The 14,370-nt window shown below is 61.9% G+C and carries 16 protein-coding genes; 8 read left to right on the forward strand and 8 right to left on the reverse strand.

The features are described from left to right. Positions 1-290 precede the first annotated feature (290 nt). From AA0Z93_RS09100 to AA0Z93_RS09115, 4 genes are read left to right on the forward strand one after another with little or no spacing between them, the layout of a single operon-like run. Complete coding sequence (locus tag AA0Z93_RS09100) at positions 291-884, forward strand: aminodeoxychorismate/anthranilate synthase component II (protein ID WP_413049168.1); 594 nt, start codon at positions 291-293, stop codon at positions 882-884. Positions 885-900: 16 nt separating this feature from the next. After that, the gene (gene trpD / locus AA0Z93_RS09105; protein WP_413049169.1) at positions 901-1,950 is read left to right on the forward strand and encodes an anthranilate phosphoribosyltransferase; all 1,050 of its coding nucleotides are present in this window, start codon (positions 901-903) and stop codon (positions 1,948-1,950) included. Further along, on the forward strand, positions 1,947-2,780 hold the full coding sequence (trpC, locus tag AA0Z93_RS09110) for an indole-3-glycerol phosphate synthase TrpC (RefSeq protein WP_413049170.1): 834 nt from the start codon (positions 1,947-1,949) through the stop codon (positions 2,778-2,780). The genes trpD and trpC overlap by 4 nt, the downstream gene beginning before the upstream one ends. A gap of 30 nt (positions 2,781-2,810) precedes the next feature. Further along, a complete protein-coding gene (locus AA0Z93_RS09115) occupies positions 2,811-3,515 on the forward strand; it encodes a biotin/lipoate A/B protein ligase family protein (protein WP_413049171.1) in 705 nt (234 codons plus the stop codon). Here AA0Z93_RS09115 and crp read toward each other — a convergent pair. Continuing rightward, a complete protein-coding gene (crp, locus tag AA0Z93_RS09120; RefSeq protein ID WP_413049172.1) occupies positions 3,512-4,156 on the reverse strand; it encodes a cAMP-activated global transcriptional regulator CRP in 645 nt (214 codons plus the stop codon). The two genes, AA0Z93_RS09115 and crp, sit on opposite strands and share 4 nt — an antisense overlap. A 185-nt stretch (positions 4,157-4,341) precedes the next feature. Between crp and AA0Z93_RS09125 the strand changes: the two genes are divergently transcribed. After that, positions 4,342-4,764 carry an OsmC family protein gene (locus AA0Z93_RS09125; RefSeq protein WP_413049173.1) on the forward strand — a complete coding sequence of 141 codons (423 nt, stop codon included), beginning with the start codon at positions 4,342-4,344 and terminating at the stop codon, positions 4,762-4,764. Between the two features lie 47 nt (positions 4,765-4,811). Here the strand turns inward: AA0Z93_RS09125 and AA0Z93_RS09130 are convergent, their stop codons facing one another. From AA0Z93_RS09130 to hemJ, 5 genes are all read right to left on the reverse strand, one after another. Continuing rightward, the gene (locus AA0Z93_RS09130) at positions 4,812-5,855 is read right to left on the reverse strand and encodes a DUF2157 domain-containing protein (RefSeq protein WP_413049174.1); all 1,044 of its coding nucleotides are present in this window, start codon (positions 5,853-5,855) and stop codon (positions 4,812-4,814) included. 26 nt (positions 5,856-5,881) lie between these two features. Next, on the reverse strand, positions 5,882-6,529 hold the full coding sequence (gene coq7 / locus AA0Z93_RS09135) for a 2-polyprenyl-3-methyl-6-methoxy-1,4-benzoquinone monooxygenase (protein WP_413049175.1): 648 nt from the start codon (positions 6,527-6,529) through the stop codon (positions 5,882-5,884). A gap of 94 nt (positions 6,530-6,623) precedes the next feature. Further along, a complete protein-coding gene (locus AA0Z93_RS09140; protein ID WP_413049176.1) occupies positions 6,624-6,962 on the reverse strand; it encodes a histidine triad nucleotide-binding protein in 339 nt (112 codons plus the stop codon). A 77-nt stretch (positions 6,963-7,039) separates the two neighbouring features. Continuing rightward, positions 7,040-7,822, reverse strand: coding sequence for an SDR family NAD(P)-dependent oxidoreductase (locus tag AA0Z93_RS09145; RefSeq protein WP_413049177.1), 783 nt, complete (start codon positions 7,820-7,822; stop codon positions 7,040-7,042). A gap of 80 nt (positions 7,823-7,902) precedes the next feature. Then, positions 7,903-8,325: a protoporphyrinogen oxidase HemJ gene (gene hemJ / locus AA0Z93_RS09150; protein ID WP_413049188.1), complete on the reverse strand. Its 423-nt coding sequence runs from the start codon at positions 8,323-8,325 to the stop codon at positions 7,903-7,905. Between the two features lie 145 nt (positions 8,326-8,470). Between hemJ and argC the strand changes: the two genes are divergently transcribed. Together argC and erpA are read left to right on the forward strand one after the other, a co-directional pair. Continuing rightward, positions 8,471-9,505 (forward strand): N-acetyl-gamma-glutamyl-phosphate reductase, encoded by a 1,035-nt coding sequence (gene argC / locus AA0Z93_RS09155; RefSeq protein WP_413049178.1) that lies wholly within the window; start codon positions 8,471-8,473, stop codon positions 9,503-9,505. Between the two features lie 149 nt (positions 9,506-9,654). Beyond that, positions 9,655-10,005: an iron-sulfur cluster insertion protein ErpA gene (gene erpA, locus AA0Z93_RS09160; RefSeq protein ID WP_296269039.1), complete on the forward strand. Its 351-nt coding sequence runs from the start codon at positions 9,655-9,657 to the stop codon at positions 10,003-10,005. A 61-nt stretch (positions 10,006-10,066) separates the two neighbouring features. Here erpA and AA0Z93_RS09165 read toward each other — a convergent pair whose 3' ends face one another. Beyond that, entirely contained in the window at positions 10,067-11,158 is a 1,092-nt protein-coding gene (locus AA0Z93_RS09165) for an anhydro-N-acetylmuramic acid kinase (protein WP_413049179.1), read from the reverse strand. A 3-nt stretch (positions 11,159-11,161) separates the two neighbouring features. Beyond that, positions 11,162-12,571, reverse strand: a complete 1,410-nt coding sequence (locus AA0Z93_RS09170) for a peptidoglycan DD-metalloendopeptidase family protein (RefSeq protein WP_413049180.1) — start codon at positions 12,569-12,571, stop codon at positions 11,162-11,164. A gap of 211 nt (positions 12,572-12,782) precedes the next feature. On the opposite strand from AA0Z93_RS09170, the gene tyrS reads away from it, so the two are divergent. After that, positions 12,783-13,976 carry a tyrosine--tRNA ligase gene (gene tyrS, locus AA0Z93_RS09175; protein WP_413369209.1) on the forward strand — a complete coding sequence of 398 codons (1,194 nt, stop codon included), beginning with the start codon at positions 12,783-12,785 and terminating at the stop codon, positions 13,974-13,976. The last annotated feature ends 394 nt before the right edge of the window (positions 13,977-14,370 follow it).

Consider the following 14,370-nt stretch of genomic DNA (forward strand, 5'->3'; position numbering starts at 1 on the left):
TCGTTTGCCAGGCGCCGTGGTCTTGTTGCGCCCGCTTCGCCGGTAGGCTACTGTGCGATCTCGAATGAGCGAGACCTATCCCGTGTTGATCGTCAGCAAACTCTTGATGCGCGTTATCAAGGCCCACGCCCGTTGGCGTTGGCGCGCCTGACTTTATCCCCTGCCGGTCCGCCCGGCCCGTTTCCGATTGCTTCTCCGATGCGTCGATCACTGCCCAGGCAAATGGCCTGCGGCTGTGCCCGACCTCGAAGCACACACTCAAAGTCAGTGGAATCAAGAGGTCCAGCCCGATGTTACTGATGATCGACAATTACGACTCCTTCACCTACAACGTCGTCCAGTATCTGGGCGAGCTCGGCGCCGAGGTCAAGGTCATTCGCAACGACGAAATGTCCCTGGCCCAGATCGAGGCGTTGAACCCTGAACGCATCGTCGTCTCGCCCGGGCCGTGCACGCCCAGCGAGGCCGGGGTTTCCATCGAAGCCATCCTGCACTTTGCCGGCAAGCTGCCGATTCTGGGCGTGTGCCTGGGCCACCAGTCCATCGGCCAGGCCTTCGGCGGAGATGTGGTGCGCGCGCGCCAAGTCATGCACGGCAAGACCAGCCCGGTGCACCACCACGACCAGGGCGTGTTCGCCGGCCTCAACAACCCGCTCACCGTGACCCGCTACCATTCGCTGGTGGTCAAGCGCGACACCCTGCCCGAATGCCTGGAAGTGACGGCCTGGACATCGCTGGAGGACGGCTCGATCGATGAAATCATGGGCCTGCGTCACAAGACCCTGAACGTCGAAGGCGTACAGTTCCACCCCGAATCGATCCTGACCGAGCAGGGTCACGAACTGTTCGCCAACTTCCTCAAGCAGACCGGCGGCCGCCGTTAAGGACAACCCAGTGAGCATGGACATCAAAACCGCGTTGAACCGTATCGCCAGCCATCTGGACCTGAGCACTGCGGAAATGAGCGACGTCATGCGCCAGATCATGACCGGGCAGTGCAACGAAGCGCAGATCAGTGCCTTCATGATGGGCATGCGCATGAAGAGCGAAAGCATCGACGAGATCGTCGGCGCCGTGACGGTGATGCGCGAGCTGGCCAGCAAGGTCGAACTCAAGACCCTCGATGGCGTGGTCGACATCGTCGGCACCGGTGGCGATGGCGCGAACATCTTCAACGTCTCCACCGCCTCGGCGTTCGTCCTGGCCGCGGCCGGCTGCACGGTCGCCAAGCACGGCAACCGCGCAGTATCGGGCAAGAGCGGCAGCGCCGATCTGCTGGAGGCGGCGGGTATCTACCTCGACCTGACCCCGGTCCAGGTGGCGCGCTGTATCGACAGCCTGGGGATCGGCTTCATGTTCGCGCAGAGCCATCACTCGGCGATGAAGCATGCCGCAGGCCCACGTCGCGACCTGGGCCTGCGCACGTTGTTCAACATGCTCGGCCCGCTTACGAATCCGGCTGGCGTCAGGCACCAGGTGGTCGGGGTGTTCAACCAGCAGCTGTGCCGTCCGCTGGCCGAAGTGCTGCAGCGGTTGGGCAGCACCCATGTGCTGGTGGTGCATTCCAAGGATGGCCTCGATGAGTTCAGCCTGGCCGCGCCGACCTTCGTCGCCGAATTGAAGCATGGCGAAATCAGCGAGTATTGGATCGAACCCGAGGACCTCGGTATTCAAAGCCAGAGCCTGCACGGTCTGGCCGTCGATACCCCGGCAGCCTCGCTGGCGCTGATCCGCGATGCCCTGGGGCGGCGCAAGAGCGAAAGCGCGCAGAAGGCGGCGGAAATGATCGCCCTCAATGCAGGCGCCGCGCTGTACGCCGCCGACCATGCGCCGACCCTCAAGACCGGTGTCGAGATGGCGCACGATGTGCTTTACACGGGTTTGGCCTGGGAGAAGATGCAGGAGCTTGGCGCGTTTACGGCGGTATTCAAAGTGGAGAATCAAGCATGAGCCTACCCACGGTGTTGGAAAAGATCATCGCCCGCAAGGTCGAGGAAGTGGCCGAGCGCAGCGCGCGCGTCAGCCTGGCGCAACAGCTGGAGCTGGCCAGGGCAGCCGATGCGCCGCGTGGTTTCGCCCAGGCGCTGATCGAGCAGGCCAAGCGCAAGCTGCCGGCAGTGATCGCCGAAATCAAGAAGGCCTCGCCGAGCAAGGGCGTGATCCGCGAGCATTTCGCGCCTGCAGAGATCGCCGCCAGCTATGAGAAGGGTGGCGCCACATGCCTGTCGGTGCTGACCGACATCGACTATTTCCAGGGGGCCGACGCTTACCTGCAACAGGCCCGTGCGGCGTGTGGCCTGCCGGTGATCCGCAAAGACTTCATGGTCGACCCTTACCAGATCGTCGAGGCCCGTGCGCTCGGCGCCGACTGCGTACTGTTGATCGTCGCCGCCTTGGACGATGGGCGCATGGCCGAGCTGGCCGCGACGGCCAAGGATGTCGGGCTCGACGTGCTGGTGGAAGTGCACGACAACGCCGAGCTGGAACGTGCCCTGACCCTGCTCGACACCCCGCTGGTAGGCGTCAACAACCGTAACCTGCATACCTTCGAGGTCAGCCTCAAGACCACCCTCGAACTGCTGCCGCGCATTCCTCGCGGTCGCTTGGCCATCACCGAGAGCGGCATCCTCAATCGCGCCGATGTCGAATTGATGGAAATCAACGAGGTATATGGCTTCCTGGTCGGCGAGGCGTTCATGCGCGCCGAGCAGCCAGGCCTGGAACTGCAGCGCCTGTTCTTCCCTGGACGCCCGGTGCAGAGCACCCAGGCCCTGGACTGATCACCGACCATGGCTGACGGCGAGCGCGACATGACTCAACCCGTGATGGCATTCACTGTCGAACGAGGCCTCCAGGCCGAGCAGGACCTCCTGGCGGCAGTGTGTCGCGGCGAGCAGGAAACGGCGTCGCTGTTCTGGCAGCCCACCGATCGCGCGTTGGTCATGCCCAGACGCATGAGCCGGCTGCCCGGTTTCGCCGATGCCAGCGCGGCGTCGGCCGCCAACGGCTGGCCCGTGTTGCTGCGTGAAACCGGCGGCGAACCGGTGCCGCAGTCGGGCGCCACGGTCAACATCGCGTTGGTCTACGCCGCGCCGCGCAGCGAGGGCGACCATGGGCGCATCGAGTTGGCCTACCAACGGTTGTGCGAACCCTTGTGCGAGGCGCTGCGTGCATGGGGTGGTGAGGCGTCGGTGGGCGAGATCGACGGCGCCTTCTGCGACGGTCGCTACAACGTCAACCTCAACGGCCGCAAGCTGGTCGGCACTGCCCAGCGCTGGCGTCAGGGCTTGGGTGGCAAGCGCCCAGTGGTGCTGGTCCACGGTGCGTTGCTGCTGGAAAACGAGCGTGAGTCGATGGTTGCTGCGGTCAATCGTTTCAACATCCATTGTCAACTCGATCAACGTTGCCGCGCCGACAGCCACATCGCCTTGCGCGAAGCGGTGCCACACCTCCCTGTGTTCGAACCACTGGCGCAGACCTATGCGCAGTTACTCGCGGCCATTGCTCGGCATTAACGGGTGCCGTAGACCACCATGGTCTTGCCTTTGACGCTGACCAAATTGCGCTCTTCCAGGTCTTTGAGCACGCGACCGACCATTTCCCGTGAGCAACCGACGATACGACCGATTTCCTGACGGGTGATCTTGATCTGCATGCCGTCGGGATGGGTCATGGCATCGGGTTGCTTGCACAGGTCCAGCAGGCAGCGGGCCACGCGCCCGGTCACGTCGAAAAAAGCCAGGTCGCCGACTTTGCGTGTGGTGTCGCGCAGCCGTTGGGCGATTTGTCCACCAAGCGCGTAGAGGATGTCCGGCTCCTGGCGCGCCAGCTCGCGAAAACGCTCATAGCTGATTTCCGCCACTTCACACTCGCTTTTGGCCCGTACCCACGCACTGCGCTGGCGGGGCTGGCCAATGCTTTCGAACAGGCCCAGCTCACCGAAGAAGTCGCCGCTGTTGAGGTAGGCGATGATCATCTCTCGCCCTTCGTCATCCTCGATCAGGACCGTGACCGAGCCTTTGACGATGTAGGCCAACGAGTCTGCCGTGTCACCCGCGCAGATGATGTTGCTCTTGGCCGGATAACGGCGGCGCTGGCAATGCACCAGCAATTTGTCGATGTTCTTGATCTTGGCGGAAAGCGCGGACGCGACCATCACGAAATCCTGTTCGGTAAAGCAAAGGGGAAAGAGAAAAAGGATTGCTGGCAATGTGCCGGTGAATTGGCGCCAGATTATCAGACACTTCCTACAGCAACGCCAGAAATCCCCACACGGCTTTTCCGTAATCCAGACAAGGACTAAGCTGGCAACCTTTTTCCAAGCTTCCTGGAGTTTCACAGATGAAGGCACGCATCCAATGGGCCGGTGACGCCATGTTCCTCGGCGAATCGGGCAGTGGTCACGTAGTGGTCATGGACGGCCCACCCGAGGCCGGTGGCCGTAATTTGGGCGTACGTCCCATGGAAATGCTGTTGCTGGGCCTAGGGGGCTGCAGCAGCTTCGACGTGGTGAGCATCCTGAAGAAGTCGCGTCAGGCGGTGGAAAGTTGCGAAGCGTTTCTCGAAGCCGAGCGCGCCAGCGAAGACCCTAAGGTTTTCACCAAGATTCATCTGCGTTTCGTGGTCAAGGGGCGCGGGCTGAAAGAGGCGCAGGTCAAGCGTGCGGTCGAGCTGTCGGCGGAGAAGTACTGCTCGGCGTCGATCATGTTGGACCGCGCGGGTGTGGAAATCACCCACGGTTACGAAATCGTCGAGCTGGGCTGAGCTTCGATCCAGGGCGTGGCGCATACGGCCGCGCCTTCGATCAGCTCTCAGCGTCGTAGCGCGGGAAGGGCCTGTTGCACCCATCCTGGCAGGCGACCGCGCAGCTGTTCGGTGAGCCGCTCTCGACGCTTCTGATAGGCCAGGCCGCCCGCGATCACGCCCAGGCCGAGCAGTGTCAGCACCAGAGGGAACAGCAGCGAATCGGCGAACACGTCATGGGCGAGGTAGCCCAGATACAGCGCCACGCCCAAGGCGCCGAAGGTCATGAAGACCGGGCGGCGCAGCAGCAGCGCCAGCGCCATCAGCACCAGGTTGATCAGGCAATAGCCGAACTTGCCCAGTTCGGTACCGCTGTCGAGCGCGGTCAGTCCACCCCAGAAGGCCAACAGGCCTGCCAGATAGCCCCAGTGGGCATAGTCGTCCCGGGTTCTTCCATCGACCAGCACCGACACCAACAACAGCGCCAACCCGAACCAGACCGACACCTCATTGCGTTGCGTCCAGTCCAGCTCAGGGCCGTACAGGTAGGCGCTGAGGTCCATGGACATGAACCACAACGCCAGTGCCATAGGCATCACGATGAATGGGAAGGGCACCGCGCGCAGCATCGACAGGCCTGCGACCACCGTGCTGACTTCCATCAGCAGCCATTGGCCGCGCACGTAGCGGTAGTAGTCGGGATAGTCTGCCATCCCCTCGGTGAATGGCCAGAACCCGGTGACTCGCTGCAAAGCGAATACCGCCAGGGGCACGATGCTGACGGCTACGGCGGCCAGTACGCCTGCGGCGATGGGCTGGGCTCGGCGCTGCAAGGTCAAGGCAAGGACGGTGAGCGAGGCGACGTAGAGCGAGCTGATCGCCAGCAGGGCGCCATCGCCGATGCTCATCCAAGCGACGGTGAGCAGCCAGCCCATGGCAGCCATGATCAGCACCGCTCCACCGTAGAAGGCTGCGTGAGCCGATTGAAAGCTCGGTCGAGCAGCACGGCCTTGGGCTTCCAGGAAGGTCAACAGAGCACGGTCCTGGCCGGGCTGGAGCACCCCGGCCTCCACCGCGCGGGCCAGGTCGTCGGCGTCGAAGCGCTGCTGCATGGCGTGGCCCTCGGGGGGGGTGAGTGTCAGATCCTGTAGGTACTTTTGGTCATGACCTTGGCCAATAGGCTCATGCCGAAGCGCACGGGAGCTGGGAAGCGGTAACCGCCGGCATCCAGCGCGGCCTCTGCGTGATGCTCCTCGTCCGAGCGCATCTGCTCGAGAATGGCGCGGGATTTGGCATCTTCGGCAGGAAGCTGCTGCAGGTGCTCGTCCAAGTGCTTACAGACCTGACGCTCGGTGGCCGCGACGAAACCCAGGCTGACCTTGTCGCTGACCAGTCCGGCGAAGGCGCCGATACCGAACGACATGCCATAGAACAGCGGGTTGAGCACGCTGGGATGGCTGTTCAGTTGGCGGATGCGCTGCTCGCACCAGGCCAGGTGGTCGATCTCTTCTTCGGCCGCATGTTCCATGGCGCGCCGCACTTGCGGCAATTTGGCGGTCAGGGCCTGACCTTGATAGAGGGCCTGGGCGCAGACTTCACCGGTATGGTTGATGCGCATCAGCCCGGCGATGTGGCGGCTTTGACGATCGTCGAGCTCGACGTTCGGTTGCACGACCGCTGGCGACGGACGGGAAGGTTGGCCGCTGAAGGGCAGCAAAGTGCGCATGGCCGTGTCGGCCTGCAGCAACAAGCGATCGAGCGGCGAGTAGTGACGTTCGGTAGCCATCGGGCACCTCCGCAAAAGTGTGCCCAACAGTCTACCTCAATCGTGGGAAAGGCGATTGCCCCGGGTCATCTCCCGGGCATTACCACTGTAGGCATCAGCCCGGCGGCCAGTTCATCTGGCGCTGACCCAGCACATGCAGATGGATGTGGTAGACGGTCTGGCCGCCCAGCTCGTTGCAGTTCATCACTACGCGGAAACCCTCCTCGCAACCTTGTTCGATGGCCAGGCGCTGGGCGGTGAACAGGATATGTCCGGCCAGGCCTTTGTCCTCCTCGGTCAGGTCGTTGAGGGTGCGGATGGGCTTTTTCGGAATGACCAGAAAGTGCACCGGGGCCTTGGGGTCAATGTCGTGAAAGGCCAGTACCTGATCATCTTCGTAGATGATCCTGGCCGGAATTTCCCGGTTGATGATCTTGGTGAAAATCGTGTCCACAACGCTGCTCCATGATGGTGGGGGTCGCAGGGAGTGTACCCAGCCAGGCGATGCTCGCCCATCATTCCTGTAATCGGCTAGCGCAGGCCGGAAGGGCAGTAGCGCCGGTGCAGCATGCCGGCCAGCTTGCGCGTCAGCCAGCGCGGCAACAGGCGCGGCATGAAGGCCAACCAGCGGTTGCGGCGGCCGGGCATGATCAAAGCGTGATTCCTGTCCAATGCACGCACGGTGAACAAAGCCACTTCTTCGGGGGACAGGCAGCGCTTGCTACCTTCGAGCCGCTCGATGGGCCGCTGCGCTGAACGCACGGGCCCAGGACACAGCAGCGAAACCTTGATGCCCGTACGTTTGAGCTCCTCGCGCAAAGCCTCGGTGAAGCTCATCACGTAGGCTTTGCTCGCTGCATAGGCGGCCATCCACGGGCCTGGGGCGACACCGGCCAAGCCGGCGACGTTGAGGATCTGCCCGCCGCCATGCACGGCCATCAGGTTGCCCAATGCGTGACAGAGGCGGCTCAGCGCCAGCACGTTGACTTCCAGCAGATCCTGCTCGTCGGCCCATTCATGGGCGAGGAACGGACCATAGGTGCGCAACCCGGCGCAATTGACCAGCAGGTCGATGCGGCGCTCGCCCTCCTCCAGCTCCAGTACGAATCCGGAAAGACGCAGCGGCTGGCTCAAATCGCAGGCCCGGAACAGCACCTCCACACCGAAGCGCTGGGTCAACTCGAGAGCGACCGCTTCGAGCGGCTCGCGCTGCCGCGCCACCAGAATCAGGTTGCGCCCGCGTCGCGCCAACGCTTCCGCCAGCGCCAGGCCAAGGCCGCTGGACGCTCCGGTGATCATGGCGTAACGGGTCATGCAGCGCTCCTGGGGCGGCTAGGGGGCGCTAGTGTACAGCGTGCCCCTCGCGGTGCCACGGCCTGTTTCGTCAAACCCGGTCAAAACGGTTTGACCACCACCAGGGCGACGATGCACAGCAGTAACAGCACCGGCACTTCGTTGAACCAGCGGTAGAACACATGGGTGCGCGTGTTGGTGCCGGCAGCGAAACGTTTGCGCTGCGCACCGCAGACGTGGTGGTAGCCGGTCAGCAGCAGCACCAGGGTCAGCTTGGCGTGCATCCAGCCCTGGCTGAGCCAGCCTGGGGTGAGGTAGAGCATCCAGATACCGAAGGCGAAGGTGGCGATCATCGCCGGGTTCATGATGCCGCGGTAGAGCTTGCGCTCCATGGTGACGAAGCGCTCGTGGCTGATGCTGTCGGTGCTTTGTGCGTGGTAGACGAACAGCCTCGGCAGGTAGAACAGGCCGGCGAACCAGCAGACCACGCTGACGATGTGCAGCGCTTTGATCCAGAGATACAGCATGGGAAAGCTTCCTTCAGGTTTTCACGGTGCGCAGATAGTAGTAGCCCTGTGTCGCCAAGCGTTAATCGAGTGTTGTGGCAGGCGTAAGCGATCCCTATCATCGAAGGCTTTCCAGTGGCTTCGTTGATAAGGGGCAAGCGTCATGATCAAGGTCGGTATCGTCGGCGGCACGGGTTACACCGGTGTCGAACTGTTGCGTCTGCTGGCGCAACACCCGCAAGCCGAGGTGGCTGTCATCACCTCGCGATCGGAAGCGGGCGCGGCGGTGGCCGACATGTATCCGAACTTGCGCGGCCACTACGACGAGCTGCGATTCACGGTGCCCGACAGCCAGACCTTGGGCGCCTGCGACGTGGTCTTCTTCGCTACCCCCCATGGAGTCGCGCACGCCCTGGCCGGTGAGCTGCTGGCTGCCGGCACCAAGGTCATCGACCTGTCGGCCGACTTCCGTCTGCAAGATCCCGTCGAGTGGGCCAAATGGTACGGCCAACCCCATGGCGCTCCGGAGCTGCTCGCCGATGCCGTGTATGGCCTGCCGGAAGTCAACCGCGAAAAAATCCGCCACGCACGCCTGATCGCGGTGCCGGGCTGCTACCCGACTGCCACGCAACTGGGCTTCCTGCCCCTGCTCGAAGCCGGCGTGGTCGATGCCAAGCGTCTGATCGCCGACTGCAAGTCGGGTGTCAGCGGAGCCGGACGCGGCGCGGCAGTCGGCTCGCTGTTCTCCGAAGCGGGCGAGAACATGAAGGCTTATGCGGTGAAAGGCCATCGTCATTTGCCGGAAATCAGCCAAGGTCTGCGTCTGGCGGCAGGTGGCGACATCGGCCTGACGTTCGTACCGCACCTGACGCCCATGATCCGCGGCATCCACTCCACGCTCTACGCCACACTGCTGGACACTTCGGTCGATCTGCAGGCGCTGTATGAAAAACGCTATGCCGGTGAGCCTTTCGTCGACGTCATGCCGGCCGGTAGCCACCCAGAAACCCGTAGCGTGCGTGGCGCCAACGTCTGCCGTATCGCTGTGCACCGTCCGCAGGGCGGTGACTTGGCCGTGGTGCTGTCGGTGATCGACAACCTGGTCAAAGGCGCTTCTGGCCAAGCGGTGCAGAACCTCAACATCCTCTTCGGGCTGGACGAGCGTATGGGCTTGAGCCATGCCGGCATGCTGCCGTAACCGATCCGAGTGCCGGGCCTGCCCTGTGCAGGCCGGGTGGTGAACAGGATATCGCACACCCATCGGGACAATTGTTGACCAATTTTCTCGGAGAAGCGGATAATACGCGCCATCGAGTTTTGTTACGGCGTCCTGCCGGGAGAATCTACATGAGCGTTGAAACCTTCACTCCTACGGGTCTGGAATTTACCCACGGTGCTGCGCACAAGGTGAAGACCCTGGTCAGCGAAGAGGGCAATGATCGGCTGAAGTTGCGTGTGTTCGTCACGGGCGGTGGTTGCTCGGGCTTTCAATACGGCTTCACGTTCGACGAGGACGTGGCCGAAGACGACACCATCGTCGAGCGCGAAGGCGTGTCGCTGGTAGTCGATTCCATGAGCTTTCAGTATCTGGCGGGTGCCGAGGTCGACTATCAGGAAGGTCTGGAAGGTTCGCGCTTCGTGATCAAGAACCCCAATGCCACCACCACCTGTGGCTGCGGTTCGTCGTTCTCCATCTGACGCTTTGCCCGATACGAAAACGCCGCGCATTTGCGCGGCGTTTTCATTTTCGGTGTTCGCCTCAGGCAGGGTAGAGGGCGCCCAGTACCCTCAAGCCCTTGGCTGCCGTCACGCTAGGACGGTTGCCGGGCAGGCCTTGCAGGCAACAATGCGCCAACCAGGCGAAGGCCATGGCCTCCACCCAGTCTGGATGCACGCCATAGGTTTCGGTGCTATGCACTTGGGCCGAGGGCTGCAACGCTGCCAGTCGACGCATCAGTGCGCCGTTGCGCGCCCCGCCCCCACACACCAGCAGCTTTTGCGTGCCGGGCTGGGCATTGTCCAGGGCGTCGCAGATGCTGCGAGCCGTAAGTTCGAGCAGGGTGGCTTGCACGGTTTCGTCCGATAAGCCTGGCAAGGTCGCCAGATGCCGGTCGAGCCAGGCCAGGTTGAACACTTCGCGGCCCGTGCTCTTCGGGCCGGTGCCTGCGAAAAAAGGGTCTGCCAGTAGCGCGTCCAGTAAGGCCGGGTCCATGCGGCCGGAAGCCGCCCAGGCCCCATCGGCATCGTAGGTGGCGCCGCGCTTGCGCTGGATCCAGGCGTCGAGCAAGACATTGCCCGGCCCGCAATCGAAACCTTTGACCGGCTGGTCCTGGGCGAGCAGGGTGACGTTGCTGAAACCGCCTACGTTTAGAACGGCAAGTCGTTCACCCAGATGGCCGAACAGCGTTTCATGGAAGGCCGGTACGAGCGGCGCGCCTTGCCCACCGGCCGCAACGTCGCGTCGCCTGAAGTCGGCCACCACGCTGATACCGCTGAGCTCGGCCAGCAACGCCGGGTTACCGATCTGTACGGTGAAACCACGGGCAGGCTCGTGGCGTACGGTCTGGCCGTGGCTGCCGATCGCCGTGATTGCCTCAGGCGTCAGCTGCTGCGCTGCCAGTAGCTGGGCTATGCCTTCTGCGGCCAGGCGTGCCCAGCGGTTTTCCGCCAGGGCCGAGCGAGCGATTTCATCCGGGCCGCTGGCGCACAGTTCCAGCAGATCATTGCGTAAATCCGCCGGCATCGGTAGATAGTGCGTGGCGAGCAGCCGGGGCTGCTCATCCTGCTCGACCAAGGCGATGTCCAATCCATCCAGGCTGGTGCCAGACATGACCCCTATATAAAGCGCCATGGGTCAGCGCTTGTTCGAAGCGAGCATGGTGGCTTTTTCCTGATCCATGCGAGCGATCAGAGGCTGGCTTTGCTGCAGGAACCGCTGGCGCTCGGCCTTGGCGATAGGCTCGGACATCGGCACCTTCTGGCTCAGCGGATCGACGTGTACGCCGTTGACCTGGAACTCATAGTGCAGGTGCGGGCCGGTGGAAAGGCCGGTGGTGCCGATGTAGCCGATGACCTGACCCTGCTTGACCGTGCCGCCGGTCTTCACACCCTTGGCAAAGCCCTGCATGTGGCCATAGAGGGTTTGATACTTGTTGCCGTGGGCGAGGATGATGGTGTTGCCGTAGCCGCCGCGGCGACCGGCCAGGACGACTTTGCCATCGCCGGCTGCCTTGATCGGCGTACCGCGTGGTGCGGCATAGTCGACACCTTTGTGGGCGCGGATCTTGTTCAGGATCGGGTGTTTGCGGCCTGCCGAGAAGCGCGAGCTGATGCGGGCGAAATCGACCGGCGTACGGATGAACGCCTTGCGCAGGCTGTTGCCATCGGCGGTGTAGTAACTGGTGTTGCCTTGTTTGTTGGTGTAGCGCACGGCGGTGTAGGTCTTGCCGCGGTTGGTGAAGCGCGCCGAGAGGATATTGCCGGTGCCGACGACCTTGCCGTCCATGACCTTCTGCTCATAGACCACGTCGAATTCGTCGCCTTGGCGGATGTCCTGGGCGAAGTCGATGTCGTAGCCCAGCACACGCGCCATGTCCATGGTCATGTTGTGCGACAGCCCGGCGCGTTGAGCCGAGGCAGACAGCGAGCTTTTGATCACGCCGTGGGCGTAAGCGGTACGCATCACTGGCTTGCTGATTTCACGGCTGAAGCTATAGCCCTTGTCCGAGCGGGTGAGGCGAATGCTTTCCAGGTTGCTGACCTTGCTGTGCAAGCTGGCCAGTTGGCCATCCTTGTCCAGTTCGAACTGCAGGATTTGCCCGTGTTTGAGTTGACTGAATTGTTTCGCCTGCTTGTTGCTGGCCAGCAGGTCGTGCACGGCATTCGCGGGCAGTCCGACCTTGGCGAACAGCGTGGATAGGGTGTCGCCCTTGGCGACTGCCACTTCACGGTGGCCCGACAGCACTGGTTTCTTCTCGACGGCAGGTTGCGCGGCCTGCTCGGTCTGCGCCTGGGCAGGATTGTCGATTTGGGCGAATGGCGAGCTGGTGGCTTGTTCGGTTTGCGTTACCGGGGCGTCGGTGGCGCTGTCCTTGAGTGCGTCGGCGGGGTTGTCCAGCTCGAGGTTGAGGGTGGTTCGCTTGGCTTCCACTTCGCTGGAAGGGAATACCAGCAGGGCAAGACTCAGGAGCGCGGCAAGGCCGCTGGCGGCGAGTAGGTGGATCTTGGGATACAGCCGAGGCGCCTTTGGATTGTTTTTGGTCATAAGGGTGCTTTGAAAAAAGGTGAAAAGGAAAAGATGAATGACATTATGAAGATGAAATAACTGTATAAAATATAACCAAATTCATCCGCGCGCAAGGGCGCGTAGACGCTGCGGATCGTTCACTAAGTCACAAGATTTTGCAAAACTTGTATTTGACGGCCGATCTTGTATGGTTGGCTCCTTTTGAACCCTGAGCCTTGCGGATCTGTTTATGAAGTCGGTGGAAGAGCAGCTGGCGCTTATCAAGCGTGGTACGGAAGAGGTACTGGTCGAATCTGAGCTGGTCGAGAAGCTCAAGCGGGGCGAGCCTCTGCGTATCAAGGCGGGGTTCGATCCTACTGCGCCGGATCTGCATCTCGGGCACACGGTCTTGATCAACAAGCTTCGCCAGTTCCAGGATTTGGGTCATCAGGTCATTTTCCTGATCGGCGACTTCACCGGCATGATCGGCGATCCGAGCGGCAAGAGCGCGACGCGCCCGCCGCTTACCCGTGAGCAGGTGCTGGACAATGCCGAGACCTATAAGCAGCAGGTCTTCAAGATCCTCGACCCGGCAAAGACCGAGGTGGCGTTCAACTCCACGTGGATGGACAAACTGACCCCGGCCGATTTCATTCGCCTGGCTTCGCAGTACACTGTAGCGCGCATGCTTGAGCGCGACGATTTCGACAAGCGTTATACCGGCAACCAGCCGATCGCCATCCATGAGTTTCTGTACCCCCTGGTGCAGGGCTACGACTCGGTTGCATTGAAGGCTGACGTGGAGTTGGGTGGCACCGACCAGAAATTCAATTTGCTGATGGGGCGCGAGCTGCAGCGCGCGTACGGGCAGGAGGCTCAGAGCGTGGTGACCCTGCCATTGCTCGAAGGGCTCGACGGCGTGAAGAAGATGTCCAAGTCGCTCGGCAACTATGTAGGCATTCAAGAAGCGCCGGGTGTGATGTACAGCAAGCTGGTGTCGATTCCCGATACTTTGATGTGGCGATACTTCGAGTTGCTCAGTTTCCGCAGCATGGAGGAGATCGAGCAGCTGCGAGCCGACGTCGAGGCGGGCGCCAATCCGCGCGACGTCAAGATCAAGCTGGCCGAGGAGATCGTTGCTCGTTTCCATGGGGAAGAAGCTGCCGCCAATGCGCATCGTGCGGCCGGTAATCGTATGAAGGATGGTGAGCTTCCCGAGGATCTGCCGGAAGTCGTGCTGGAGGTGGGCGAGGACATGCCCGTCGCTGCCGTCCTTAATAAAGCAGGGCTGGTGAAGAACTCGGCAGCGGCGCGTGATCTGTTGGCGGCGGGCACAGTGAAGGTCGATGGCGAGGTTGTCGATCGCAGCTTCGTGTTCGCTCAAGGCTCCACCCATGTCTGCCAGGCAGGTAAGAAAGCGTTCGCACGGATCGTCCTCAAATAGAAGCAACCCTGGTTTGCAGTGATTGCATAAAGGAGGCGAAAGCCTCCTTTATGCATTTGAGGGGGGATGGAAACTATTTTGAAATAAGCGCTTGACGCCTCCTCAGATCTCTTTATACTGCGCACCACTTCCGAGGCAAACGGAACGGAAAACTCCTTGAGATTCAATGAGTTGAACGTTTTCCGAAAGCCGGAAGCGTTTCGATCTACTGATCGGCAGCGGTGAAAAAGGCAGTTGACAGCAGGTTGTAACGCTGTATGATTCGCCTCCCGCTACGAGAGATCGCAGCGAGCCAAGTGGTTGAAGTTGAACGAGATTTTCGCAAAACACTTCAAAATAAACACTTGACAGACACTGAGGGCAGCGTAGAATGCGCGCCTCGGTTGAGACGAAA

It is taken from the genome of Pseudomonas phoenicis (genome assembly GCF_047302395.1).
Classification (GTDB): domain Bacteria; phylum Pseudomonadota; class Gammaproteobacteria; order Pseudomonadales; family Pseudomonadaceae; genus Aquipseudomonas.

Coding starts and splice junctions, on each gene's coding strand:
- AA0Z93_RS09100 (WP_413049168.1), top strand. CDS start 291: ATGTTACTGATGATCGACAATTACGACTCCTTCACCTACAACGTCGTC.
- trpD (WP_413049169.1), top strand. CDS start 901: ATGGACATCAAAACCGCGTTGAACCGTATCGCCAGCCATCTGGACCTG.
- trpC (WP_413049170.1), top strand. CDS start 1,947: ATGAGCCTACCCACGGTGTTGGAAAAGATCATCGCCCGCAAGGTCGAG.
- AA0Z93_RS09115 (WP_413049171.1), top strand. CDS start 2,811: ATGACTCAACCCGTGATGGCATTCACTGTCGAACGAGGCCTCCAGGCC.
- crp (WP_413049172.1), bottom strand. CDS start 4,156: ATGGTCGCGTCCGCGCTTTCCGCCAAGATCAAGAACATCGACAAATTG.
- AA0Z93_RS09125 (WP_413049173.1), top strand. CDS start 4,342: ATGAAGGCACGCATCCAATGGGCCGGTGACGCCATGTTCCTCGGCGAA.
- AA0Z93_RS09130 (WP_413049174.1), bottom strand. CDS start 5,855: ATGCAGCAGCGCTTCGACGCCGACGACCTGGCCCGCGCGGTGGAGGCC.
- coq7 (WP_413049175.1), bottom strand. CDS start 6,529: ATGGCTACCGAACGTCACTACTCGCCGCTCGATCGCTTGTTGCTGCAG.
- AA0Z93_RS09145 (WP_413049177.1), bottom strand. CDS start 7,822: ATGACCCGTTACGCCATGATCACCGGAGCGTCCAGCGGCCTTGGCCTG.
- argC (WP_413049178.1), top strand. CDS start 8,471: ATGATCAAGGTCGGTATCGTCGGCGGCACGGGTTACACCGGTGTCGAA.
- erpA (WP_296269039.1), top strand. CDS start 9,655: ATGAGCGTTGAAACCTTCACTCCTACGGGTCTGGAATTTACCCACGGT.
- AA0Z93_RS09165 (WP_413049179.1), bottom strand. CDS start 11,158: ATGGCGCTTTATATAGGGGTCATGTCTGGCACCAGCCTGGATGGATTG.
- AA0Z93_RS09170 (WP_413049180.1), bottom strand. CDS start 12,571: ATGACCAAAAACAATCCAAAGGCGCCTCGGCTGTATCCCAAGATCCAC.
- tyrS (WP_413369209.1), top strand. CDS start 12,783: ATGAAGTCGGTGGAAGAGCAGCTGGCGCTTATCAAGCGTGGTACGGAA.